Raw genomic sequence first — 23,808 nt, forward strand, 5'->3', positions numbered from 1 at the left:
TCCGTGCAAATGTTCGTTGATGCGAAAATTTGTCTATGCTCTTCCTGTGGATGGGAAGTTGGAATGTCCGCGGGTTTGCAAAGTAGAAATGTCCGCATGTCACCACACGCAACACCGACCAGCCCCGATCTGAGCGGCTGATCCCGCTTGCAAGATCAGATCGGGGCGGGTGATTGACACACCTCTTCGGCTTTAGCTTTGAGACGCCTCACTCCGCAGCCGGCTGTTGCGACAGTGCTTTCTTTCGCCGCGCAATCACAACCGGATCGGTCGTGAAGTCTTTCCGACGACCAGGTCCACGAGCGCGTTTGATGTATCCATTCTTATCGCTGTTGTTCTTCACGTCAGGCGCCGGGCGCTCGTCCTGACGCTCCTTGATATATGCCAGGACATCACCGAGCCGCCTGTTCTCGGTGATCGCCGCATGCGTTACCCGCTGGTCCTTGTCGAACACCTGATAGGGCAGGGAATGTCCCTTCCATCGCACATCCAGCCGACCGTCCGCATAGGCATAGGTCTCGACATAACGGCCAACCAGGCCACGCGTCACCGCGGTCTCCTCCAGCATGATCCGCTTGCGCTCGAACGAAAACGTCAGCTGCGATCCGACATAGCGCTGCTCGCGCTTGCACAGGATCTCAGTCAACCGATCCGGCGCCAGATTCAGCGGCCGATGCAGATCGTCGGGACGGGCAGGGACGATTGCAAAACGCGCGTTGTAGTCCTCTATGAAGCCCGGCAAGAACGCATTGCCCGCCTGCATGCTGTCGATGCCAGAAAGCCTGAGCTCCTTGACCAGGCGATCCTGCAGCGTCCGGTTCATCCGCTCGACCCGACCCTTGGCCTGGCTCGAATTTGCACAGAGAATCTCGATGTTTAGCTCGCAGAGCGCACGCCCGAACTGGGTCATGCCCTGACCACCCCTGGCATCCTTCTTCGCCACCCGGAACACTGAATGCTTGTCCGAATGGAAGGCAACCGGCGCGCCATGACGCTTGAGATACAGCTCCAATGCCTCGAAATAGCTGAAGGCACTTTTTCGGAGCGCACGAAGCGCAGCTGCATCAACCTGCCGGTCGCATCGTCGACAAATACCAGCAGCGAGCAAGACGGTCCGCGATCCTCGAACCAGCGATGCTCCGAGCCGTCGATCTGCACCAGTTCGCCATAGGCTTCTCGCCGTAACCGCGGCTGATGAAACGTCCGGCGCTGCTTGCGCGACAGCCAGGGGCCGGCATCAGTCATCCAGCTGCGCACCGTCTCGCGCGATACACGCAGTCCATTGCGCTCGGCCAGCTTCTCCGTCGCCAATGTCGGCCCGAAATCCGCATAGCGTTCGCGAACCAGCGTCATTGCATAATCGCGAACCCCGGCGCTGATCCGGTTGTTCGACGGCCGACCGATTGCCTTGTGCCGGATCGAAGCCGCCCCGCCAGTCCGCATGCGCTCCAGCAGCCGGCGCACCTGGCGCTCGCTCAGATCAAGCACATGCGCCGCCGATACCGTGGTCATCCGGCCGGCAACCACCTTCGACAAAATCTCGATCCGTTGCAGATCGCGCTCGCTCATCGCTATCAATCCCATCTGCAATCTCCCAGGCATCGTTAAGGCCCGGGGAGAGTGACATTCCAACTTTGAAGAATCAGGACACTTCAACTTTGCGGCTACACTTCCTGTCGACGTAATATCGATTATGAGATAGCGTTTTCCAGCCGCTTCACGTTCGGTGCAATGTAGTTTCAAATCATACGCGTTAATTTTCACTGATGGGTTGGAGGAGCAACTGGTCGTTGCCAGACCGCGCCGACGGCGTTTCGGATCATACCTGGGGAAAAATAAGTCCGGCACCGAGAACCTAATCAATCGCGATTTCCATGCAAAAGCGCCGAACCTGAAGTGGCTGACAGATATCACCGGGTTCAATATCCCAGCCGGGAACGTCTACCTTGCGCGCATCATCGACTACTTCGACGGAACGGTCATCAGTTGGTCGATTGGATCGCAACCAGACGCGGGGGAATACTATGCTTGATGCAGCCATTGAGACCATGACAGACGGCGAGGAACGACCAATCGTCCATTCCGCTCGCGGAGCTCATTATCGCTGGGTCGGCTGGCTAATGCGGATTAGCGAAGCAAACCTAATTCGCTCAATGCCCCGAAGGACTGCTCACAAGATAACTTTGCTTGTGAGGTCTTCTTCTGCCGGATGAAAACAGAGCTCTTCTATCCCCGAGACTGGAAGGCTATTAGAATCGAACAGTTCGTTGCCGAGATAGACGCTTATATCCGCTGGTACAATGAGAGGCGTATTAAGATATCCCTGGGATCACTCAGCCCGATCGAATATCGAAGAAGTCTTGGCCCTAACTTGTAAAGCTGTCCAACTTTTTATCCACACCCCCTCCGGGTCAGTTCTCAATGGCAATCAACAAACTTGCCGCAAAAGCAACGCAGTCGGCTCGAAGATCGCACGCCTGCTCAACGACAAATGCAACCCACGACAAGAACATCAACTGGCGAGGAAAGAGGTCTACTATGAACCCAGATATTTGTTGAACAGGCAGAACGTCTGACCGTCCCACCAAAGAAGTTTGACCCGATCAGCGCGCTTTTCGCGGAAACCAAAGATCGCGCCGATAGACCATCAATGCCACTCCGCATGTCGGTCACTCCGCAGGCCAGACAGACCCCACATTTCCCGATGGCCCGATCATGCCGCCTCCGCTGCTAGCGGCTACCGCCGGCGAATTCCGACGGCAGCCACATCGGCTTGGGAAGCCTAAGTTTCTTCCGCGGAGGTGTCCAAAACTCCAATCATGGTCGGAGCGCCAGCGACTCTCTTGCGCCACAGCATGACCACGATGCCGACGACGATAAAGGCGCACGTCACGCCTAGGAGAACCGCGGAAACGGCGGCGGATTCTGGACTTGTGTTGAAGCGGATCCCTTCCCACAATTTTCTCGGCAGTGTCTTGACCGAAAGGTCACTAAGAAAGATCGATGCCACCGATTCATCAAATGAAAGGAGAACGGCAATCAGTGCGCCGATTGCAAGACCAGGTAGCAACAATGGGAAGACGATCGTACGAAAAACGCTCCAAGGGTTTGCTCCGAGGCTTGCCGCCGCGAGCGAAAGCCTTGGATCGATCGAGCTATAAGTCGCCGATGCTATAAGATAAACGACGGGGAAGATCAGCACCGTGTGTGCTATGATGATACCTATTTCCGTATCCACAAGCCCAACCCGTGCGAAAGCAAGATATGCGCCAAGCGCGAATACGACGGCCGGGACGCTGAGGGGAGCTTGCACCAAGGCTTCTAACACCCCCTGAAGTATAAACTTCTGCCGACCGAATCCGAGCACGGCGAACGTGGCAAGCACCAGGCTGAGCAAGCAAGTGGCTACACCAATACGTAGGCTCGTAACTGCCGCGCTAGTCCATTCTGAACTGCTGAAGATGGTCTCGAACCAGCGCAACGAATAGCCAGGAGGCGGAAAGATGAGTACGTCGGCCGAGCTGAACGATACCGGAAAGAGAACAACGAGCGGCAGGAGAATGAAGATTGAAATCAATGTAAGATAAACTGGTTCAAACAAGCGTGCGCCGTTCGACAACAGTGTCGAAAACTGAAACCGAGCAGAGGGTAATGCCACAGGACGACGTAGAAGATCCATGTCCGCGTGCCCCGCTGACGGCTGCGATCGGTTCGCAGGCGACGAGCCTGGCCTTTGCCAACGAGAGAAGAAGCTCAAACCCCAGCTCAACAGGGCGACGACGATTGTCGCGATCAACGCGAGTGTGATGCCAAGTGCTGCGGCGAATGGCCAGTCTGCACCAGTCTCGATCTCCGACTGGATTACTTGCGCGAGCATTTGCTGGCGTTGATTGCCAAGGAAGGCCGGCGCAATGAAGCTGGCGATGGTGAAGAGGAAGATGATGATGACGCCTGATTGGATTCCACGTATCGAGAGTGGGATGACGATGCCAAACCAAGCCCGGAGCGGGTTCGCGCCAAGAGTGTTGGCTGCCAGCAGGACGCGGCCGTCGATGCGACGAAGCACTGTTACAAGGGCGAATACCATCATAGGAATTGAAGAGTGAACCAAAGCGAGGATGACCGCAGGTTCGCTGAAGAGGAGCGGCAAGGGTTCCGAAATAAGACCAAGACTAAGCAGCGTCCCGTTGATAAGCCCACGCTGGCCTAGGATTGCCAGCCACGCGAAGGTTCGAACCAGAACGCTGCTCAAAAACGGAACAAGGACCAGCAATCCGAGAAACATCGCCTTAAATCCCGTCGCCCGGCTCAGGAGCCACGCCAGCGGAAAGGAGACAACGAGTGTTATCACAGTCGCTTCAAGGCTGATCCGCACCGTCGTCCAAATGATTTTCAGGTATACCGGACTTTCGAAAATCTTGAGAAAACGCCCGGCGGCATTTCCGCCGAACGCAGAGGGCACGATGTAAAGCAGTGGCAGTGCGAATGCGACGAGGAGGAGGATAAACACCGGAGCAAGTAGGAAGAGTCGCTCCCAGTCTCTTGAAAAATTTCGCGTCATCGTCGTTTGCTCCTGCCTTAAACCGATCAGTTCATTATGTATGTGGACCAGCGAGCCTTCACTGCATCACGATTGTCGTTCCACCACTTTGAATCGAGGATTGCGCCAAGCTTCGCATTCTCCGGGTAGCTTGGGAGGTCTTTTGCGACCGCAGGATCGAGAAGCTTAAGCGCTTCGACATTGGTTGGACCGTAGGGGATGTTTCGTGTCAGCTCCGCCTGGTTCTCGGGCTGAACAGCAAAATTGATGAATTTCATCGCTTCATCCTTGTGCGGAGCACCTTTCACGACGACCCACCATTCCGTATCGGAGACGGACGCGTCCCAACCGTAAGCCCAGTTTGCCCCGGCCTTGATCGCGTTATTCACTCGGCCGTTCGGGATGTAGGCCAGATCGATTTCACCCTGCTGGATCAGCGCCTGGGTGTCAGCGGCACCCTTGTAGGCAACGATCTGCTCTTTGACACGGTCGATCACCTTGAGTGCTCGGTCGACGTCCAACGGGTAGAGATCGGCAGCCTTGACGCCGTCGGCGAGCAGGGCAAATTCAATCGTGTATTCGGGCTCTAGCGGAACAGCACGACGAGCTTTCACCGAGGGATCGAAAAACTGCGCCGGCGTAACGCCATTCGCAAACTTCGCCTTGTCCCAGGAAAGGTTCATGCCGAATGTGATATAGCCGATGCCGTACTTGGTGCGGAGTTCGGCGGGGACACCGTCGGCCTTGATTACGTTGTAGTCGAGCGGTTCGAGAAGGCTGTCCTTGGCCTCGTTCGCATGTGCCGAACTTTCAGCGGACACGACATCCCACGTCACATTACCGCTCTCAACCATAGCCTTGACCTTCGCGTAGGCTGAACCTGTCGTGGCAGTGACCTTTACACCCGATGCTTTGTTGTAAGGCTCGAAAAAAGCCTTTGTCTGAGCATCCTGAAAAGTGCCACCGTATGAAGCAACTACCACTTCGGCAGCGGATGCTGCGCCAGCAAGAAGAAAGACGGCCGCAGCTGCAAGCCAAATCCCAGTTTTTTGTTTGATCGTTCCCACAGTTTCTTCTCCTCTAACATTCCGCTTTAGGGTCATCCTTCAGTCGGAAGAACGGCGACGGACGCTGGAGCCCAGCGCGCGATTACGCTTTTTCCGGGCTCAAGGCTTCCGGCCAAAAGGTCTCCTCGCATGACGTTGGCAAGCAGCGATTGCCCGTCAGAAATTTGCAGTGCTACGCGCCACCCGGATCCGAGATAGGTGATGTCGCGAATTGTTGCTGGAACCGCGAAGCCTTCGTCCGAATTTGCTTCGGCGACTGAGCGGATAGAAACGCTTTCCGGTCGGACCACAATATCGAAAGGCGTCTTAGCCGGGGACGGCAGCAACTGGCGCCCCCCTGCGATCTCGTATCCTCGGCCCTCGTCCAGGTTTGTAACCCGGAGGATCGAGCAATCGCCGATGAACCGTGCAACAAAATGATTGGAAGGCGCTGCGTAAATGGTCTCAGGATCGGCTACCTGAAGTAGTTCACCGCCCGACATGATTCCAATCCGGTCAGCCATCGCCATGGCTTCCGACTGGTCGTGGGTAACATAGATGACGGTGATGCCGAGTTCGTGCTGGATGCGCTTCAGCTCGTGCTGCATCTGGTCACGAAGTCTCCGGTCGAGAGCTCCGAGCGGTTCATCCATGAGCAAAATATCAGGGCCGAAGACCAGTGAGCGAGCAAGTGCCACACGCTGCTGTTGTCCTCCAGACATCTGTATAGGATATGAAGCCCCGCGATCTGTCAGGTTGACGAGACTGAGCGCCGCTTTTACGCGCTCGTCTCGTTCACTTCGTCCGACGCCGCGCATCTTGAGCGGGTAGGCGACATTCTCGGCTGCGGTCATATGCGGGAACAAGGCGTAGTTTTGAAATACGACGCCGATGCTGCGGCGGTGCGGCGGCACCTCCGTCACGGAAGTGCCGGACATCAGCACCTTGCCTTCGCTCGGTTGGTCGAAACCCGCAAGCAACATGAGAAGCGTAGTTTTGCCGGAACCACTTGAGCCGAGCAGTGCGAAGAATTCGCCCTTTGCGATGTCGAGGGTGACGCCGCTCACCGCAGTGACCGGCCCATAGCGCCGGGTGACACGATGGAAGGAAACGGCGGGGAGCGACTGGTCTGTCATTAGATGTCCCTGCCCAATTCAAGAGGCGTGAGCGGCTCGTAGCCCGTCTCCGTTACAAGGATGGTGTCCCCAAAACGGGCGCCGCCAACGCCATCGACGTAAACACCAGGCTCGATGCCCAGCAACATGCCGGCTTCGAGAACCGTCGGATCGTTGGCCTTGATCTCAGGGAATTCGGGATCTGACAGGCCGATACCGCGCCCAGTGCGATGCTGCATAGCGCCGCCGTATCCATGGCCCTCGATAACCGCGACCGCAGCGGCGTGGACCTCGCCAGTCGTAACGCCGGCACGAACTTTCGCCAGCGCGGCTTCTTGCGCTTTGCGTGCGACATCGACAATCTTGCGAAGATCATCCGAGACTTCTTCTGACCCCACCTTCAGCGGTCGATCGAAACATATTCCGTGGCCAAAGAAGGGGCGGCCGCAATAGCAAAGCTGTACGACCTCGCCTTCGCGCATTGGGCGACCCGCAGCAACAGCGTGTGCACGACCGGAACGGATGCTACCGCAGCCCATGACGTGGATGCCCTGCAGAAGCGGCGAATGGTCTTCGTCGCCATTCCACCATTCCGCTGCGCGTTCCATCGCGGCCGTGCGCGATGCGAGCGCAACTTTCCACTCCGGAACGCCAGGCCTTACTGCATCTCGGCTTGCCAGGAACTGGTGTGCTGCGATATCGGCGCTACGGCGAACAACGTCAATCGTTGCCTGATCCTTACGTCGGCGCACCTCGCGGATGATGTCAGTAATATCGACGATTCGATCGCGACCGAGAGCATCGCGAACCAGATCCAGGCTGCGCGCGGAGGTGGCGTCAAAATCTACGCCAATCTTGCGTGCTGTTGGGGCGACCGCCTCGATATGCTTTGCCAGAGCAGCCGAAAAGGACATTGGCGTCTTGGCTGGCTCTTCCCACTCAACCCATTCGACGGCGACCGGAACGGTACACTGCGAGCGAATTTCAGGTGCTTCGATGCGTGGAGAAATGAACGCCGGGTTGCCATCCTGAGGGAAGACGAACCAGATCGGCCTCACGGATGCGATGCCGTCGAGCCCGGTAAAGAAGCGATGGTTGTCGAAGCTCGACAATGCGAGAACGTCAATGCCGTTCTCCTTCATTGCGGTTCTGGCGCGCTCTATGCGCCTGGTGTAGTCGGCTTCGTTCGGAAATGTCAGTTTGGAGTCTGCTGGGTTTTCTGTCATGGCGCTCTCACAAAGGAATATCGCGGGTGATAGGACGGGCGTGACCAAAGGCACCGCGCGTCCCGCAGATTAGCGCAGAGTATTGGGCTGCGTCTTTACCGGCTTCTACGAGTGGAACGCCGTTCAATACGCGGCATGCCAATCTGGCGACAAATGCATCGCCTGCCCCGAGGGTGTCGACGGCATCCACGGGCACTGCGGGTACGAAAAGGGCTTCACCCTTATAGGATACGGTCGCCCCTTTAGCTCCCTGCGTAATTGTTACGAGCTCGACTCCGGCAGAATGGGCGATATCGAGGACCCGGGCGATTTCAGTCTCGCTAGCACCCGAGCGCGAGAAGGCCGCAACCTTCACGTAGGGCAATACGCTCGCCGCATAATCCAGATCACGATCCGAAAAATCGAAGGAGATCGCAACCCTTTCGCGGATTTCGGGAAGCTGGCCGTCTAAGCGACTCGTCTCACCCGTATGAGCCAGATCAAAACCTGCGAGGTACTCAAGTTCAGCACTATCGAGCTGGAGCATCGACACGCCCTTTTCGCAAAGGCCCCATTTCCGATTGTTGCCGTCGTCATCCATGTGAACGGTCGCAAAGGCATTGGGGCCGTCCTTGACACGCAGATGTGTCAGATCTACGCCTTCGGCCTGGAGGCTCGACCGGATCAGATCACCATCCGAGTCCGTCCCGATAACTCCAAGGTAGGCAGCATCCATTCCGCTGCGCGCGGCATGGACGGCGAAATTCACCGCATTGCCACCGGGAAACATCAGCTTTTGATTATAATATCGGTCGACCACATTGTCGCCGACGCCACAAATACGCATGTCGCTGCCTCAGTAGGTTGTTTTGAACATGTAGCGGCGGTCTGTCAGCAGGTGCCCGGTGACAGCTTGATAATGCTCGGCGAGGCGCTTCGAGAGCGTGGACAGAAGCAGTGGAGAAATCTCACCGCGCATTGACGCGGGTACACCCGGCAAGGTGTAGTCTTTAGAGTCGACGACAAGGCAGCGCTTGGTGTTCTTGTTGAGGAACGTTTCAACACGATCGATCACAGCACGGGTGTCGTCTTCGCCCTTGAACAGCAGGACTGGCGTATCAGGCTGAACGACTTCGAAAGCACCGTGGAGAAATTCGTTCGCATTGAACCAGGATGCATGCTTCCACTGCATTTCCATCAGGTAGCACATCGCAAACCCGTAGCCCGCACCTTGATTTGGTCCAGCGGAGAGGACATAGGTGAATGGCTCGGGACCAAAGGTTTTGGCGATTTCATGCAGATGAGCCTCTGCTTCTTGGATTGCCTTCTCGAAAGCGGCCGGCACAGCGGCATAAGCCTGGTCGATTGTCGTGAAATCGAGTTTAGAACCAGCGGCCTTCAACAGCGCCGTGACCATCAGGCCGATCAGAACCTGCTTCGGAGCAAGGATCGTGCGGTCGCTGTTATAGGTGAAGACCTCATCGCATTCAGCAGCAAGGTTGGTGGTCTCGTTCTTTGTGAAGCCAATAACGTGAGCGCCGGCGGCGCGCGCCCAGCGGGCGGCTTCGATCGTCTCTCCAGTCGTGCCGTTATGGGAGGCGACCAGGACAACCGACTTTGGACCGAGCAATGCAGGGCGACGGCGATTAAACTCCTCGCTGTTGAAAATGAACGTCGGGAATTCAGCAGCACGATCTGCAAGGTATGATGCTGCCGAGAAATCGTTGTAGGAGCCACCGCAACCAACAAGGAACAGGTTGCTCATGTTCTTGGCTGCTGTCTGTGCCACGCTAGCGATACGTTCACGCTGCGCGACCGCCGCCTCTGTGATGCGGCGGAAATCGACGTCGGGCGAAACAAGGTTTGGATAGTTTGTCATGATGCTCCTCATATGGCGGCGATGTGTGATACCGCTCTCATGTGATACCGCTCCCATATTTTGCTGGCCGCTGTCAAGAGATTTGTTTAAGGTGTCTTGGTCTGATACGAGACGATCTTCCTGACCTTCGAGGCGACCATGAAATGAAAGAAAATGAACGCGTAGGCAGCCAGCCGACAATCGATGATGTGGCACGGGTTGCAGGTGTCTCTCGAGCCACTGCTGCGCGCGTCCTGGGTAGTTACGGCTATGTTGGAGCCGACACGCGCAAGAAGGTATTCGCCGCAGCGAAGAAACTGGCTTATCAGCCCAATCAACTGGCCCGAAGCATGGCGACAGGGCGTAGCAAGACGATCGGTGTCGTCATTGCCGATATCGAGAATCTCTACTTCGCCCGCGCGATCAGAGCCATTACTGACACCGCCAGTGCCAAGGGTTTCGCTGTCATTCTAGCGACGACTGATGAAGATATCGCGCTTGAACGTGAGGCGGTGCGTGTTTTGCTATCCAAGCGAGTCGATGGTCTTATCGTATCGCCGACGTCCAGCATCGATGTCGATCATCTAAAGCGTGCCAGGGACGGCGGTTGCCCGCTGGTTTTGCTTGATCGCCGCGTGCCTGTCCTCAATGCAGATACGTTTGCAATCGACAACTATGGGGCGGCCCACCAAGCGGTTGCATCGCTAATTGCAAAGGGGCACCAACGCATTGCGCTCGTCTCAAACGCTCCGTCTCACGGAGAGAAAGAATACCTGATTTCGTCCGTTCGTGAGCGCATCGACGGTTATCGTGCCGCTTTGCACGATGCAAACATCGAGATTGACCCCAACCTGGTGGTTCTCGGCGGTTGGGACATTGAGAAGTTGGCTGAGAAGGTCCGTAGGCTCTTTGATACACCGGACCGTCCCAGCGCGGTTCTTGCCACAGATAGTTCTGTGGCGCTTGTTTTGTTGAACGTTTTCAGAAATTTACGATTGGTTATCCCGGATGAAGTCTCGCTCATTTCTTTTGATGATGCTGATTGGACGGCGGCGGTAACACCTCCTCTGACCGTCGTCTCGCAACCGATCAGAGAATTGGCAGCTGCCGCCACCGAGGATCTTATCGCTCGGTTAACTGGAGAGACAACTGAAACAAGTCGGGAGACGCTGCTCCAGGCGACTCTGGTCGTGCGGGACTCTGTGAGCACCGCTTCAGCGCAGCAGCCATCGGGTAAGGTAAAACGACCCCGGAAGGCGAGCAAATAATCAGCCCTGCATTACGCATCTGCGTGTATAGGTTTAATCTTAAGCAACGTTGTCGTTTCGGCCATGATTATGTCGTCGTCTGAATTACAGGCGTGGCCTCCACTGTTTGCGCCTTCCGGTCCCTGTCTCTTCGATATGGGCGGGCAAAATGTCGCTCAAGTCGGGCTCCGAGAGCAGAGATACTCCAGCAAAGCGCGAAATAGACAACGAGAATGGCGCCATAAACGAGATAGGCGGGGCTACCTCCACGTGAGATGGTGGTCTGCTCGATGAGGATCTGGGCCGAGCGAAGCAGTTCGTTCACACCAAGTACTGATCCTAGAGAACTCGCCTGTACCAGACCTGTAACGAGGCTGACATAGGGCGGCAGAATGATGGGCATAGCCTGTGGTAATACGACGAGGAGTAGCCCTTTCCAACTGCGTAAGCCGGAAGACAATGCCGCCTCTCGCTGTCCTATGGGCACGGAGAGCAATCCGGCACGGATGATGTGCGCCCCGTTCGCGCCGCCCCAAACGGAAACACTCAGAGCGCTCGACCAGAACGGGTTCAACGAAAGCCCTGCATGTGGAAGCACGAAGTAGACCATCAGTACGGTAACCATCAGCGGGATGTCTCGAAGGCACTCCACCAGACCGTAAATCGGGCGACTGACCCATCCGGTCTTCACGGAAAGTCCGGTCGCGAAGATGACGGCGAAGAAGGTGCCGCCCAAAATCATGACACCGGAGAGAAGCAGGGTGTTGAGAATACCGTCAAGCAGGAAGGACTTGAATTCGAGAAGCAGCATTTCTTACCACCCGCCAAAGGGTCTGTTGAGGCGGCGTTCGACCATGGAACCGACGCCGGATGCGGTAAAGACGCAAAGCAGGTAGATCACGCAGATCGAGGCAAACATCTCAATCGCCCGGAAATCATAGGCGATCCTGTCGACGGCGACGAAGGTGAGTTCCACGAGGCCGATTGCCTGCAGATAAGCGGAGTTCTTGATCGTAGCGACGATCGTATTCATCGAAGATGGCAGCGCGGCGCGCGCGGCCAGCGGCAGCACGATGAAAACGCCGTAGTGCCATCGTTTAAGGCCAAGCGATGCCGATGCATCCTGCATTCCCCTGTCTACCGCCGCCAAACCTGCGCGGAAATTCTCGATCTGGAATGCACTGGCCCAAGCCGTGAGCGCGATCACGCCGGACCAGAATATGCTGAAACGCAAGCCGAGGCTGGGTAGACCATAGAATACAAAGAAGATTTGAACGAGGAATGGCGTGCCGCGTATGAACTCCACATAGGCGGTGACGGTATATTCCAGTGCCTTCACGCCACTTGTCCTCATGATCGAGCCGATCACGCCGATGATGCAAGACAGCAGGATCGCGATGAAACTGACGAGCAGCGTCATCCTGAGGCCGGACATCAGATCCGGCAAGGCTTCGAGAATATAAGCAAAATCCATAGCCACCATCCGTATTCGCGTTAACGGTGAGCGTCGGCCCCGGCCGCGATGGCTGCCGGGACCTCATCAGGCGTTCACTTCGTGGCGGGCGGATCCGACTCGAAGGACTTGATCATTTCAGCGGCGACGACCGGATCCTTGACGTAGGTCGGAACGGTCTTCGAGTAGAACTTTTCATCCTTCAGCTTCTTCAGCACGCCGTTGACGAATGCCTTCAGCTCATCTTCTCCCTTGCGGATGCCGACGCCGTTGAAGCCGAGGTCAACAGGCTCTTCGAGCGCGCGGAACTGGGGATAGCTGCTGGCAAGCGTCGCGATGGTGATGGCATCCCCGACATAACCGTCGGCGCGTCCCTGCTGAAGGGCCTGAAGATTATCGGCATTGGTGTTGAGTTGAATAAATTCGAGCGTCGGTATGCGCTCCTTGAGCCATTTCAGCTGCGAACCGCCCTTGATGATGAGCATGGATTTGCCATCAAGATCGGCCAGCTTCTGGACCTTGCTTTCCTTCGGGACGATGACGCGGCTGCTGCCCCAATAATAGATGTTGGAATAATCGATGACCTGCTCGCGCGACGGCGTTTTGCCGAGTGTCGCGATGATGAGGTCGATCTTGCCGCCGGTCAGCGACGGGATACGGGCATCCGTCGCGACGCAGCTCAATTCCGCCTTGTTGGCTGAACCGAAAGCGGCAATTCCGATTTGCTTGGCAATATCGATCTCGATGCCGGCCGGCTTGCCATCGGTGCCGGATGCGCCGAACGGCGGCGAGTCGCATTTTACGCCGATGCGGATTATGCCGGCGTCCTTGATGGCCTTGGGCAGAGTTTGGGCGGAGGCAGGTGCTGAGGCAAGCATTAGGGCGGCAATGGTCCCTAGAGCTGTTGCCGTGCGCGAAATCATACTGATTGATTTGGTCATAGCTGCGGTTCCCTTTGTTTCATCGTTGTTGATCGAACGTTTCTCGTTCTTGTATTTTTGCCGCACCTTTCCTCGGATGGGGAAAAACCTGTTGCCGACACGGCTAGTGCAGAATTTGCTTCAAGAAAGCTCTTGTTCGGCTTTCCTTCGGAGCGCTGAAAAATTCTTCCGGGGATGCGACTTCGACGATCCGGCCCGCGTCCATGAAGACGACCCGATCCGCGACCTGGCGCGCAAAGCCCATTTCATGGGTCACGCACACCATGGTCATGCCGTCGTTAGCAAGCTGCGCCATCGTGTCCAGCACCTCGCGAACAAGTTCAGGGTCGAGCGCGGATGTCGGCTCATCGAAAAGCATGATCTTCGGATTCATGCAGAGCGAGCGGGCGATTGCTGCGCGCTGCTGCTGGCCGCCGGAAAGCTGGCTTGGGTAAAAGTCGGCCTTGTCAGGAATGCGCACCCGTTCCAGATAGGAGCGGGCGACGGCCTCCGCATCTTTTCTGGAAACGCCCTTCACCCAGCGTGGCGCCAGCGTGCAGTTTTCGAGCACGGTCAGGTGCGGATAAAGATTGAAGTTCTGAAAAACCATGCCGACATCCTGCCGGACGCGATCGATATTACGCCTGTTTTCCGTCAGCTCAATGCCATTGACGACGATGCGGCCCTTCTGATGCTTTTCCAGATGATTGATGCACCGGATCATGGTCGACTTGCCGGAGCCCGAAGGCCCACAGACCACCACCTTTTCCCTGCGACTGACTGTAAGGTTGATGTCGTACAGAACCTGCAGGATGGAGAACCATTTGTCGACGCCTGAAAGCTCGACAGCAACGTCCGTATCGTTCATGCCTGGAGCACCTCCTTTGCCGCCATCCATTGGTCTAATCCTTTGCCCTCAGGAAGGCAGCGCCCGATCCTGATCCGTGAAACGGGACGGGCGAAATTTTGCCAGTAGCGGACTTGACTGCCCTGTCACGATCTCACGGGCAATCAGCTCACCGGTAATCAGGCCGAGCGTCGCTCCGCTATGGCTGAAGGCGACGAAATAGCCCGGAATGCCCTCCAGAGCGCCGATGACCGCCTCACCGTCTCCCGGCACTGGCTTGGGTCCACAATGGTAGCTTTCAAGCTCCAGCTTCGGATTGCCTTCTAGAACGCGCGAAGCTTCGGACAGGAGACGGTCGATCATGTCCTGTTTTATTTCGTAGCTGCCATTGGAATTGCGGTTGAGCGCAGCTTCCGACCATGCAGAATCGCAAACGATAGAGCCGTCAGGCGTAGGTCGCAGCGCGACATTCGGCGTATTGAGCACGGCACGAACGGCATGACTGAAAGGCTTAGATTTAACGAGAAGCGCGGTCGGCGTGCCATCCGCGATAAAATGCCCGGCGTCCTTCACCATGCTGGGCACCGCCGAGCCAGTCGCAACCAGAATTGCATCTGCTTCGACAAGCAGGCCACTGGCCGTGGATACACCCGTTGCACGGCCGCCCTTCACATCAACACTCGCCTTGCCAGCATCAGTGATCACCTTACCACCGAGCGTCTGAAATTCCTGTAACATCAGTTCGATCAGCGAAGGCAGATCGACCCAGCCCTCCCCCGGATTGAAGATAGCACCCTGACGCGAGATCGCGCCGGCATCGATGCCGGGCGTGACCTTGGCCACATCGGCTGGATCGAGAAGCTGGCAGTCGTAACCGATCGACTGTTCATATGCGAAGGCTTCGGCAATGCGGTTCGACGCATCGTCCGCATCCCACGTCAAACCGCCTTCGAAGCGCAGCCACGGAGCGCCTTCGTTGCGGCTTGCAAGAGTACGGTAACGGTCCATGCCGATGATCCGCAAACGGTGATAGTCCGCGGACCGGAACCGCGCCGAATTGAGCCAAGATAGCGAGCGCCCGGAAGCTTGGCTCGCAAAGCTCGCCTCGGTCACGAGCGTTACTCGAACGCCAAGCCGCGCAAGATGCACTGCTGAAGATACGCCGAAAATGCCACCACCTATTACGGTGACGTGTTGGCTAGAGGACAAGGCTGCCATCCGCATGTTCCTTCAACTGAGTCTTGAGACCGGTTTCATTTGTCAATGCGCGATTCTTGACGCTCATTGGCATTTTGCTTATGTGTGAGAGCATGGCGGGAAAAGTGATTTCGAAACGGCTTGTAACTGTTTCTGACGTGGCGCGGAGCGCGGGCGTCTCCAAAGCGACGGCAGCCCGGGTTCTCGGCAACTACAGCACCGTGAGTACGGAAGTTAAAGACAAGGTTCTCGAAGCTGCGAAGAAGCTCGGTTACCAGCCGAATGAACTTGCGCGCAGTATGACGACGGGTAAATCGAACACGATCGGCGTCATCGTCGGAGACATTGAGAACCCGTATTTCGGTCTGGCCGTGCGCGGCATTAGCGACGCGGCCGCCAGCGCGGGGTTCGATGTGGTCCTTTCCAATTCGGGAGAGGATCTGACGCGGGAAAAGGCTGCGGTGCGTGTGTTGCTCGGCAAGCGGGTAGACGGTCTGATCGTGGCGCCGTCGTCCTTCAAGGATGTTGAACATTTGCATGAAGTACAACAGTCCGGCAGGCCGCTTGTGCTTCTCGACAGGACCGTTCAGGGTCTCAGTGTAGATGCCGTCGTCGCTGACGATCGCCAGGCTGCTTTGACCGCTACTCGTACTCTCATTGATGCAGGGCACCGCAGGATTGCCTATATCTCAGCTACAGTTTCAGACGATCCTGTCTATCGCGGACTGCATCAAATCCATCTCAGCACCGTCATGGAGCGAATTGAGGGCGTCCTCGAGGCAAGCCGTGCGGCGGGCATTGAAAGTCCTGAGCAGTACATTCGCCTGAGTGTGGGCCGCCGTGGGAAGGGCGAAGCTATCATAGCCGACCTCCTCCAAGGTAAACAACGGCCAACCGCTATCATAGCTTCCGACAATCTGGTGGCGTTGCAGGTCTTCAAGACGTTGCATCAGCTTGGGATGAACATTCCTGACGACGTTTCACTCATCGCGTTTCACGATGCCGACTGGACGAGTGTTACCAGTCCGCCAATCACGGTCGTGTCTCAACCGGTCTACGAATTGGGCTTTGAGAGTGCCCAGGTTCTTCTGCAACGAATTACCGACCCGAGCGAGTCACCACGCTGCCGCGTTCTCTCAACCCATCTGATAATCCGGAAGTCCGTTGCAGCACCGCCATATGTCTGATTGGGACGATCGATGCTTGCGCGATTTGCAATAATCGACAAAATGATGGAGTGACCGCGCTCCAAGGACAGGGGGGCGGTCGCTCCATTTGGCATCAATTTTATTCGACTTCGACGTTCTCGACGGTGAACCCTGATTGGAATGTCAGGAAGCCAGGAATGTTGGTGAAGCCCTTAACCTTCTTGTTGAGACCAAAACTCTGGTCACGCCACATCAGGTAAACGAACGGCGACTGTTCGAGCGCACGATCGACGAACTGGCTGTAGATTTTCTCACGCTCGACGGGGTCAAGTGTAACGCGGCCTTTATCGAGCAGATTGTTGATAACCTCGTCGTCGAAATAGGCCGAATTATTGAGCCGCACAAGTTGTTGGCCACCGTAGAAGAAGTTACTTAGCCAATCTGGATCGGCGATATCGCCTGCAGTGCCGGCGACAAGGAAATCGTAGTCCCCCGCGTTGTTCTTGGCGATGCGGCCGGACCAGTCCGGCAGGTCAAGCTTGGTCTTGATCCCGATCTTTGCGAGTTCGGCCTGAACCGCAATCGCCGTGTTGTTGTGGAAGCCGTACTGCGATGTGGAAAGCAGCCTAGCTTCGAAACCGTTCGGATAGCCCGCCTTTGCCAACATCTCTTTCGCCTTGGCGGGGTCGTATTTGAAGAAGTTTGCCTTATCCTTGGAATAGCCCATGTAGCCTTCCGGAATTGCGATGCCATAGAGTGGTGTGCCGCGACCGTTGAAGGCGGTGTTGATCACCGTGGCACGGTCGATTGCATAGGAAATTGCTTGGCGCACTTCCGGCTTGGAGAACGGCTCGAACTTGGTATTGAACTGAAGCATCATAAACGGGCCGGTGGTGCTCGCCAGCTTCAAGTCGGAGCTTCCCTCGATCGATGCGGCATCCTTCCACGGAACATAGTCGATGATGTCGACGTCGCCGGATTTCAGCGCGTTCACACGTGTATTCTCGTCACCGTAGAAGACGTAGTGGACGTCATCGAGATGCGGCTTGCCCTTCTTGTAATAACTGTCGAACTTCTCAACGGTCAGTTCACGACCGCGTTCCCAGTTGACGAACTTGAAAGGACCGGCGCCAATTGGCGCGGCATTCGGATCGCTGCCATGCGCCTTGATCCAGGCGGCCGGAATAATCGCAGATTCCGGAAGAGCCAGGTAATGGACCAGCGGCACAAAGGGCTTCGAGAGCACAAGCTTAACTGTCTTGGGATCCGGCGTCTCAATCGACTGGATGACGCCGAGCTCATTTCTATAGGTCGCCTTGCTGTCCTTGGCAGTCACGCGCTCGATGGACGCCTTGACATCCGCTGACGTGACCGGAGAACCGTCGTGAAACTTTGCGTCTCGGAGCTTGAACGTATAGGTCAGCGCATCCGGGGAGACGTCATAGCTTTCCGCCAGTTCGGACGAGAGCTTTCCATCCGGACCATAGTTGAAGAGGCCGCGATGGATTGCTAGCCTTATCGTGCGCGCCGGCGCGCCGGCATTGATCGTGCTTTCAAGCGTCGACGGTTCGCCGGATAGGCCGAAATACAGCGAACCGCCATCTGCGGCAAACGCCTGTTGAGCGAAGACGCCCGATGCAAGGGCCAAAGCGACCCCGAATATCTTCCCTTTCATGCTGTACCCCTTTTTTACTTGTCTTGGTTGATGCGAGATTTCCATGTCCGTTACTCCTCCCTGAGTCGTGGATCGAGAATGTCGCGCAGCCGGTCGCCGACCACATTGATGGCGAGAACCGTCATTGCGAGAAGAAGGGAAGGCCAGATGACGTACATCGGGTTCTGGCTAAGGTAACCGCGCGCCGTCCCAATCATCTGGCCCCAGGAGGGCTCAGGAGGCACGATGCCAAGGCCGAGGAAGCTTAGGCCGGATTCCAACAGGATGGCGGCTGCTACGGTCAAAGTTGCCTGCACGACCAACGGAGACAGGATGTTTGGCAAGATCGCGGTCAAGACTACCCGCCGGGTGGAGGCGCCCATCGCGTGCTCCGCCTCCATGAACGCCATCCGTGAGACCTGGAGGGTTGCGGCATGTGCAACGCGGGCGAAATGTGGAATGTAGAGGACACCGATCACCACGGCGAGGCTCAGGACGCCGCTTTTCCAGAAACCGACCGCAAGCAGCGCGAGCAGGATCGGCGGAAAGCTCAGCATGATATCGACGCCGCGCATGATCAGAAAGGCGGTCAGGGGCCGGCCATAAGCGCCAGCGATGCCGATGAAGGTCCCAAAAAATCCGGCGATCAACGTAGCGCCAAGCGCGACCATCAGCGTCGGTTGGACACCGATGAGAAGGCGGCTCAAGAGATCGCGGCCAAATTCGTCGGTGCCCAACCAATGAGCCACCGAACTGCCTTGATTGACGCTCTCTGGATTGAGAAGGAACGGGTCTTGCGGCGCAAGCCAGTTGCCGAAGATGCCAATGAACATGACAACAACGAGAAGCAGAATACTGGCAAGGAAGGCCGGCTCGCTGCGGGTGGCGCGGAGAATTACCTCGGGGATCAAGAGCTTTTCCTCCGTATGCGGGGATCGAGCAAACTGTAGAGCAGTTCCACGATCAGGTTGATCAGTATGAAGGCAGCGGCGATGGCGAGCATCGAACCCTGAACAAGCGGATAGTTGCGGGCCGACACCGCTCCAACAAGAAGCGTGCTCAGCCCCGGCCAATTGAACATGGCCTCGACAAGAACCGTTCCGCCCATCAGGTTGCCGAGCTGCAGGCCGATGATCGTGACGATCGGAATCGCTGCATTTCGCAAAACGTGCTGCCAGATGATCCGCCGCTCCGGCATGCCCTTGGCGCGCAACGCTCGCACGAAGTCGCGGCCGAGAATTTCCAGCACCGAAGAACGCGTCATACGGGCAATCGACGCGGCGAGGCCAAAGCCCAGGGCGAAGGCCGGCAAGGCCAACTTACGAAAATGTTCAAGTACGTTTCGCGAGATATCCGTGTAACCGCTAGCCGGAAGCCAGCCGAGCTTGACGCTGAAGAACAACACCAGAAGCGTGCCAACGATGTAAACGGGCACCGAAATGCCGATCGTTGCGATCGAAGTCAGCACCGTGTCGCGCGTGCTTCCGCGCTTCAGGGCTGCTGCAATGCCAATTGGAACGCCGATTAGCGCTGCAATGATGATCGCCGCGAAGGCGAGTTCCAGCGTGCGCGGCAGATTCTGCATCACATAGTTGGCGACCGGATATCCATTTGTCAGCGATTTGCCGAAATCGAGATGCAGCGCATTCCGCAGCCAAACGAAATACTGCGATATGACCGGCTGGTCGAGGCCAAGCTGAGCTCGCATCGAGGCGATCGCCTCTGGCGACGGGTTGCTATCAGCGCCGAGCAGCAGGAGCACAGGGTCGCCGGGCATGATGTACATGACGGAGAAAATGAGGGTGGCGACGACAAGAAGCTGAATGAAAGCCGTCAGCAACTTTCGTGCGACCAGGAGCAGAGCTCCGACCGAGGCACTCATGCGCCCTCCTTTCCACCGAGTGTCGAACCGACAGTTGGTACGGCCTCGAGCAACATGCGGGTGTAGGCATCCTGGGGATCACTGAAGACTGCGGACGTCTCGCCGGATTCGACGATCCTGCCTTTCCGCATCACCGCGACTGTATCGCTGACATATTTCACGACAGAAAGATCGTGGGAGATGAAGAGATAGGTCAGGTCGAATTCTGCCTGCAGATCTTTGAGGAGATTGAGCACCTGGGCCTGGACGGATACGTCGAGCGCGGAGACAGCTTCGTCGCAGATTACGAGCGATGGGTTGAGAGCAAGCGCACGCGCGATGGCAATTCTCTGCCGCTGGCCGCCAGAGAATTCATGGGGGTACTTTTGAGCAGCGGTTGCAGGCAAGCCAACGGCTTCGAGCAACGTCCGAACTCGCGCTTGACGCTCCGACGCATCACCGTTGGCGAATATCACCATTGGCGCCTCCACCAATTGGGCGACCGTCTGGCGCGGGTTAAGCGAACCGTACGGGTTCTGGAATACCATGGCGATCTCGCGCCGGAACGGCAGCATGTCCCTGTCAGAAAGCCCTGCTATGTCTTTTCCCTTGAACAGGATCTTCCCGGAATCAGGCTTAAAGAGCCGGATAACGGCGCGGGAGAGTGTGCTCTTTCCGCAGCCGGATTCCCCGACGAGGCCAAGCGTCGTTCGCGGCGCGACCGATAGGCTCACTCGATCGACGGCACGCATCTCGACGGGCATGGCAAGAGGCGAAGGTTTCAGCCAATAGGACTTGCAGAGATCACGGATTTCAAGAAGGGGGCGGTCAGCCTCGATCGGGATTGGTCCAGAAGATGCAGGACGGCGACGCGGTTCCGGCCGGACACTGCGCGCCTTGCCCGTTGAGTCGCGCTCGATCACTGGCAGCCGTTCGGCATCGCCACCAAGCGACGGCATAGAATCGATCAGCGCCCGGGAATAGTCGCTTTGAGGCCTGGAGAAGAGATCGGCGGTCGTCGCCTCCTCCATCTTGTCGCCTGCATACATGACGACGACACGGTCAGCCACTTCGTAGATGACACCGAGATCATGCGTGATCAACAGGATGGCAGCGCCTACATCTGCATTCAATTCGCGAAGTAGTTCGAGCACCTGCTTTTGGACCGTTACGTCGAGCGCTGTTGTCGGCTCGTCGGCGATAATGATGTGTGGCCGGCAAGCGACAGCCATCGCGATCATGATGCGCTGGCACTGACCGCCGGACAGCTCGTGAGGATAGGAGCGCATGGCGCGATCGGGATCGGGGATCAGCACTTTTTCCAGAAGTTCGCGGGCCTTGCGGCGCGCATTCCCGCGACCGATCGGCTCATGCAAAAGAATCGCCTCAACGATTTGGTCGCCGCAGGTGAAGATCGGATCGAGCGACGCTATTGGATCCTGGAAGATCATAGCAATATGGCTGCCACGCAGCCTGCGCAGCTCTGCCGACGACAGTTTCAGGATATCGACGCCGTCGACCAGAACCTCGCCACCGGTGACCGCCGCGTTCGGTGGCAGAAGGCCCATGACTGCGAGCGATGTGATGGTCTTTCCGCTGCCGCTCTCGCCCACCAGGCCGAGGATTTCGCCCGGTCGGATGGTGAAATCCATATTGCGTACGGCCGACCTCAGCCCCGTACCGGTCTTGAAAGCGATTGAGAGGTTCTTGACTTCGAGCATCCGACCTCCTCTCACACGTGTTCGTTGGTTGCGATGGGAGCGGCATGACCGAATGCTCCCTCGATCCCGCAGATCTCGGCTGCAAACTGGCTGCCTTTGTTCATCGCAATCGAGATGGCATCCGCAGAAGGTCGGACGCCTCGCGTCCAGCCGGACGCGAGTAAAGAAAGAAGTGTTGCCGTGATGAAGGCGTCGCCAGCGCCAAGTGTATCAACGATAGCGGCAGGCTTTGGCAGAACCGAAACGAATGCCTCGCCATTGTAGGCCGTGGCGCCGTCCGGCCCGAAGGTAGCCAAGGCTAGGCTGCATCCGTTGGAAACGGCTTCGCGAAGAGCTGCAATTCCGCGTTCGCGGCCTACATCGCCGGCAGAGATTGCTGCAAAATCGAGATGCGGCGTCAAGGTGCCGATCAGCTCATCCACCTGCCAGCGATAGGAAAAGTCATACGAGAGCAGAGCGCTGGCGCCATTCAATGCTCCGAGATGTGCATTCAGGTAGCTGTAACAGCTCGTATGCACGAGGTCGAAATGGGACACATAGTTGAGGTCAGTATCACACGGCGTGAAAGGGTTTTCACGCGCGACACCGCCCTTGTTTGAGAAAATGAATTCACGATTTCCGTCAACGACGTGGACGTCCGCATGCCCGTTCTCACGTTCGACAATCCGGCAGAATGACGTCTGTATCGCAAGGCCTTGAAGTGTGGCGCGAACATGCCTTCCGGCGGCGTCCGTGCCGAACGTTCCAAGAAAAGCCGCTTCGGCGCCGAGCCCGAGGACCTTGAGGCTTGAATATTTTTTCTCTTCTTTCATCTTTCCCCGACCGCCTTTTCTGTCATGCGGTTTGATTTGGATGAGACGTCCGCCGATGCATTGCTTTACTGATGCGGATTCTCGCATCGGGATCGAGCACGACATGGACGGACATCTTCGTCATCAGTAATCGACTTTCCACATGTAGCGACGAACGCTGAGCGGATGCTCGCGCAGCACCGAAAGCGTGTGGGCAAACCAGTACCAGGTGACGCCGATCACGAAAGGCGAGAGGAGCGGCGAAACGTCTTCGTAGCGGCCGGCATCGAACGTGATGATCTTGTCGGTCACGCGGCGAGTGAATTTCAACGCTCGCTGGTCGATCTTGCGGTTCTCGCCATTGTCCATCAGGAAGACGTAGGCCATGTCGGCATCCGCCACCTCGTAGGGGCCATGACGGAATTCGCCCGAATGGATGTCGGAAGCATCGAGCCACAGCATCTCGTTAAAGATACAGATCGAATACTGGTAATTGAGCGCCGAAAGAATGCCGCTGGATAGCACGTAGTAGATGTTCTCGTCCTTGTAACGGCGGGCGAGTTCCATGCCGCGCTCGCGCTCGGCATCCTTGATTTCGTGCAGCCTGGCAGGCATCGCTTCGAGATCGCGGACGAGCTGCGCGCCGACCGGATTGCCGAGATGCTGAAGTAGATGCGCGGCGAAGAGATATGCCACCAGCGTCTTCGGCATGCCCGGCAGTTCCTTGCTGTAGGGCAGCAGATAATCGCAAATCTTGGCCAATCCGCTTTCGGTTCCCGAAGTCAGCGCGACCGTGACTGCGCCTGTCGTCTTCGCCCAGCGTGCGGCAACCAGCGCGTCTTCGGTTTCGCCGTTATGCGAGGTGATCAGCACCACCGCCGTCTCATTGACAGGCTTGGGACGGCGCGTTTCGAGCTCGGTGGAGTTGATGCGCTCGATGCGCAGGTCGCAATACTTGTCGAGGATGTATTTGACCGGTTCGATGTAGGAGTTCGAACCGCCTGAGCCTACAAGATAAACGGATTCGATCTGGCGCGCGGAAAAAACGTCCTTCACCAGCTTTTCCGCGACCGGATTGCCATCCCGGAACGCCATTTCAAGGACGCCCTTCAGATAGTCCCCTTCCAAGTAATTCGGGTTGGGAGCGGACTTGATCTGTTCGTCGCTCGGCGTCAGGTTTTCGAGAGCCATAATGTTCATTCTCC

Annotated in this window: 20 protein-coding genes and 2 pseudogenes; 3 read left to right on the forward strand and 19 right to left on the reverse strand. The window is 57.0% G+C overall.

What is annotated here, in order from left to right; all coding sequences use genetic code 11:
• Window positions 1-208: 208 nt before the first annotated feature.
• Window positions 209-1,584: pseudogene (locus G6L28_RS21920) on the reverse strand (ISNCY family transposase).
• 190 nt (window positions 1,585-1,774) lie between these two features.
• On the opposite strand from G6L28_RS21920, the pseudogene G6L28_RS21925 reads away from it, so the two are divergent.
• Window positions 1,775-2,377: pseudogene (locus G6L28_RS21925) on the forward strand (IS3 family transposase); the annotation flags it as partial.
• A 159-nt stretch (window positions 2,378-2,536) separates the two neighbouring features.
• On the opposite strand, the gene tnpB reads toward G6L28_RS21925, so the two are convergent.
• The 7 genes from tnpB to G6L28_RS21960 all read right to left on the reverse strand — a co-directional run bounded on the left by tnpB (window position 2,537) and on the right by G6L28_RS21960 (window position 9,785).
• Window positions 2,537-2,641, reverse strand: coding sequence for an IS66 family insertion sequence element accessory protein TnpB (gene tnpB, locus G6L28_RS23260; RefSeq protein WP_081307306.1), 105 nt, complete (start codon window positions 2,639-2,641; stop codon window positions 2,537-2,539).
• A gap of 141 nt (window positions 2,642-2,782) precedes the next feature.
• Window positions 2,783-4,561, reverse strand: coding sequence for an ABC transporter permease subunit (locus G6L28_RS21935; protein WP_174000897.1), 1,779 nt, complete (start codon window positions 4,559-4,561; stop codon window positions 2,783-2,785).
• A 26-nt stretch (window positions 4,562-4,587) separates the two neighbouring features.
• Window positions 4,588-5,607, reverse strand: coding sequence for a polyamine ABC transporter substrate-binding protein (locus G6L28_RS21940; RefSeq protein ID WP_065657545.1), 1,020 nt, complete (start codon window positions 5,605-5,607; stop codon window positions 4,588-4,590).
• Between the two features lie 32 nt (window positions 5,608-5,639).
• Window positions 5,640-6,722, reverse strand: a complete 1,083-nt coding sequence (gene potA / locus G6L28_RS21945) for a polyamine ABC transporter ATP-binding protein (protein ID WP_032489944.1) — start codon at window positions 6,720-6,722, stop codon at window positions 5,640-5,642.
• Window positions 6,722-7,927, reverse strand: coding sequence for a M24 family metallopeptidase (locus G6L28_RS21950; protein ID WP_032489945.1), 1,206 nt, complete (start codon window positions 7,925-7,927; stop codon window positions 6,722-6,724). The genes potA and G6L28_RS21950 overlap by 1 nt, the downstream gene beginning before the upstream one ends.
• A 7-nt stretch (window positions 7,928-7,934) precedes the next feature.
• On the reverse strand, window positions 7,935-8,753 hold the full coding sequence (locus tag G6L28_RS21955; protein WP_032489946.1) for a PfkB family carbohydrate kinase: 819 nt from the start codon (window positions 8,751-8,753) through the stop codon (window positions 7,935-7,937).
• 9 nt (window positions 8,754-8,762) lie between these two features.
• The gene (locus G6L28_RS21960) at window positions 8,763-9,785 is read right to left on the reverse strand and encodes an SIS domain-containing protein (RefSeq protein ID WP_065657546.1); all 1,023 of its coding nucleotides are present in this window, start codon (window positions 9,783-9,785) and stop codon (window positions 8,763-8,765) included.
• 143 nt (window positions 9,786-9,928) lie between these two features.
• Between G6L28_RS21960 and G6L28_RS21965 the strand changes: the two genes are divergently transcribed.
• The gene (locus G6L28_RS21965; protein WP_065657547.1) at window positions 9,929-11,032 is read left to right on the forward strand and encodes a LacI family DNA-binding transcriptional regulator; all 1,104 of its coding nucleotides are present in this window, start codon (window positions 9,929-9,931) and stop codon (window positions 11,030-11,032) included.
• 67 nt (window positions 11,033-11,099) lie between these two features.
• Here the strand turns inward: G6L28_RS21965 and G6L28_RS21970 are convergent, their stop codons facing one another.
• The 5 genes from G6L28_RS21970 to G6L28_RS21990 form a co-directional block, all read right to left on the reverse strand.
• Window positions 11,100-11,822: an amino acid ABC transporter permease gene (locus tag G6L28_RS21970; protein WP_032489949.1), complete on the reverse strand. Its 723-nt coding sequence runs from the start codon at window positions 11,820-11,822 to the stop codon at window positions 11,100-11,102.
• Window positions 11,823-11,825: 3 nt separating this feature from the next.
• Window positions 11,826-12,485 (reverse strand): amino acid ABC transporter permease, encoded by a 660-nt coding sequence (locus G6L28_RS21975; RefSeq protein WP_139103027.1) that lies wholly within the window; start codon window positions 12,483-12,485, stop codon window positions 11,826-11,828.
• A gap of 74 nt (window positions 12,486-12,559) precedes the next feature.
• Window positions 12,560-13,405, reverse strand: coding sequence for a cysteine ABC transporter substrate-binding protein (locus tag G6L28_RS21980; protein ID WP_081307307.1), 846 nt, complete (start codon window positions 13,403-13,405; stop codon window positions 12,560-12,562).
• 103 nt (window positions 13,406-13,508) lie between these two features.
• Complete coding sequence (locus G6L28_RS21985; RefSeq protein WP_065657622.1) at window positions 13,509-14,252, reverse strand: amino acid ABC transporter ATP-binding protein; 744 nt, start codon at window positions 14,250-14,252, stop codon at window positions 13,509-13,511.
• Between the two features lie 48 nt (window positions 14,253-14,300).
• Entirely contained in the window at window positions 14,301-15,449 is a 1,149-nt protein-coding gene (locus G6L28_RS21990) for an NAD(P)/FAD-dependent oxidoreductase (RefSeq protein ID WP_065657548.1), read from the reverse strand.
• Window positions 15,450-15,541: 92 nt separating this feature from the next.
• Between G6L28_RS21990 and G6L28_RS21995 the strand changes: the two genes are divergently transcribed.
• Window positions 15,542-16,615, forward strand: coding sequence for a LacI family DNA-binding transcriptional regulator (locus tag G6L28_RS21995; protein WP_065657623.1), 1,074 nt, complete (start codon window positions 15,542-15,544; stop codon window positions 16,613-16,615).
• Window positions 16,616-16,715: 100 nt separating this feature from the next.
• Here G6L28_RS21995 and G6L28_RS22000 read toward each other — a convergent pair whose 3' ends face one another.
• The 6 genes from G6L28_RS22000 to G6L28_RS22025 form a co-directional block, all read right to left on the reverse strand.
• Window positions 16,716-18,251 (reverse strand): ABC transporter substrate-binding protein, encoded by a 1,536-nt coding sequence (locus tag G6L28_RS22000; RefSeq protein ID WP_065657549.1) that lies wholly within the window; start codon window positions 18,249-18,251, stop codon window positions 16,716-16,718.
• A 50-nt stretch (window positions 18,252-18,301) separates the two neighbouring features.
• Window positions 18,302-19,141, reverse strand: a complete 840-nt coding sequence (locus G6L28_RS22005; protein WP_174000899.1) for an ABC transporter permease — start codon at window positions 19,139-19,141, stop codon at window positions 18,302-18,304.
• The gene (locus G6L28_RS22010; protein ID WP_065657550.1) at window positions 19,138-20,112 is read right to left on the reverse strand and encodes an ABC transporter permease; all 975 of its coding nucleotides are present in this window, start codon (window positions 20,110-20,112) and stop codon (window positions 19,138-19,140) included. The genes G6L28_RS22005 and G6L28_RS22010 overlap by 4 nt, the downstream gene beginning before the upstream one ends.
• Window positions 20,109-21,812 carry an ABC transporter ATP-binding protein gene (locus G6L28_RS22015; RefSeq protein WP_065657551.1) on the reverse strand — a complete coding sequence of 568 codons (1,704 nt, stop codon included), beginning with the start codon at window positions 21,810-21,812 and terminating at the stop codon, window positions 20,109-20,111. Before G6L28_RS22015 ends, G6L28_RS22010 begins: the two co-directional genes overlap by 4 nt.
• A gap of 11 nt (window positions 21,813-21,823) precedes the next feature.
• The gene (locus G6L28_RS22020; protein ID WP_065657552.1) at window positions 21,824-22,624 is read right to left on the reverse strand and encodes a fructoselysine 6-kinase; all 801 of its coding nucleotides are present in this window, start codon (window positions 22,622-22,624) and stop codon (window positions 21,824-21,826) included.
• A gap of 123 nt (window positions 22,625-22,747) precedes the next feature.
• Window positions 22,748-23,794 (reverse strand): SIS domain-containing protein, encoded by a 1,047-nt coding sequence (locus G6L28_RS22025; RefSeq protein WP_065657553.1) that lies wholly within the window; start codon window positions 23,792-23,794, stop codon window positions 22,748-22,750.
• Between the last annotated feature and the right edge of the window lie 14 nt (window positions 23,795-23,808).

Origin of the sequence: Agrobacterium larrymoorei, from assembly GCF_013322225.1 — a bacterium.
Taxonomy (GTDB): Bacteria; Pseudomonadota; Alphaproteobacteria; order Rhizobiales; family Rhizobiaceae; genus Agrobacterium; species Agrobacterium larrymoorei_A.

Excerpts from the sequence above, each read along its gene's own strand:
- G6L28_RS22000 (WP_065657549.1), bottom strand. The coding sequence starts at position 18,251 with ATGAAAGGGAAGATATTCGGGGTCGCTTTGGCCCTTGCATCGGGCGTC.
- G6L28_RS21970 (WP_032489949.1), bottom strand. The coding sequence starts at position 11,822 with ATGCTGCTTCTCGAATTCAAGTCCTTCCTGCTTGACGGTATTCTCAAC.
- G6L28_RS21950 (WP_032489945.1), bottom strand. The coding sequence starts at position 7,927 with ATGACAGAAAACCCAGCAGACTCCAAACTGACATTTCCGAACGAAGCC.
- G6L28_RS22025 (WP_065657553.1), bottom strand. The coding sequence starts at position 23,794 with ATGGCTCTCGAAAACCTGACGCCGAGCGACGAACAGATCAAGTCCGCT.
- G6L28_RS21990 (WP_065657548.1), bottom strand. The coding sequence starts at position 15,449 with ATGGCAGCCTTGTCCTCTAGCCAACACGTCACCGTAATAGGTGGTGGC.
- G6L28_RS21935 (WP_174000897.1), bottom strand. The coding sequence starts at position 4,561 with ATGACGCGAAATTTTTCAAGAGACTGGGAGCGACTCTTCCTACTTGCT.
- G6L28_RS22015 (WP_065657551.1), bottom strand. The coding sequence starts at position 21,812 with ATGCTCGAAGTCAAGAACCTCTCAATCGCTTTCAAGACCGGTACGGGG.
- G6L28_RS21965 (WP_065657547.1), top strand. The coding sequence starts at position 9,929 with ATGAAAGAAAATGAACGCGTAGGCAGCCAGCCGACAATCGATGATGTG.
- G6L28_RS22020 (WP_065657552.1), bottom strand. The coding sequence starts at position 22,624 with ATGAAAGAAGAGAAAAAATATTCAAGCCTCAAGGTCCTCGGGCTCGGC.
- potA (WP_032489944.1), bottom strand. The coding sequence starts at position 6,722 with ATGACAGACCAGTCGCTCCCCGCCGTTTCCTTCCATCGTGTCACCCGG.
- G6L28_RS21985 (WP_065657622.1), bottom strand. The coding sequence starts at position 14,252 with ATGAACGATACGGACGTTGCTGTCGAGCTTTCAGGCGTCGACAAATGG.
- G6L28_RS21975 (WP_139103027.1), bottom strand. The coding sequence starts at position 12,485 with ATGGATTTTGCTTATATTCTCGAAGCCTTGCCGGATCTGATGTCCGGC.
- G6L28_RS21995 (WP_065657623.1), top strand. The coding sequence starts at position 15,542 with ATGGCGGGAAAAGTGATTTCGAAACGGCTTGTAACTGTTTCTGACGTG.
- G6L28_RS21955 (WP_032489946.1), bottom strand. The coding sequence starts at position 8,753 with ATGCGTATTTGTGGCGTCGGCGACAATGTGGTCGACCGATATTATAAT.
- G6L28_RS21960 (WP_065657546.1), bottom strand. The coding sequence starts at position 9,785 with ATGACAAACTATCCAAACCTTGTTTCGCCCGACGTCGATTTCCGCCGC.
- G6L28_RS22010 (WP_065657550.1), bottom strand. The coding sequence starts at position 20,112 with ATGAGTGCCTCGGTCGGAGCTCTGCTCCTGGTCGCACGAAAGTTGCTG.
- G6L28_RS21980 (WP_081307307.1), bottom strand. The coding sequence starts at position 13,405 with ATGACCAAATCAATCAGTATGATTTCGCGCACGGCAACAGCTCTAGGG.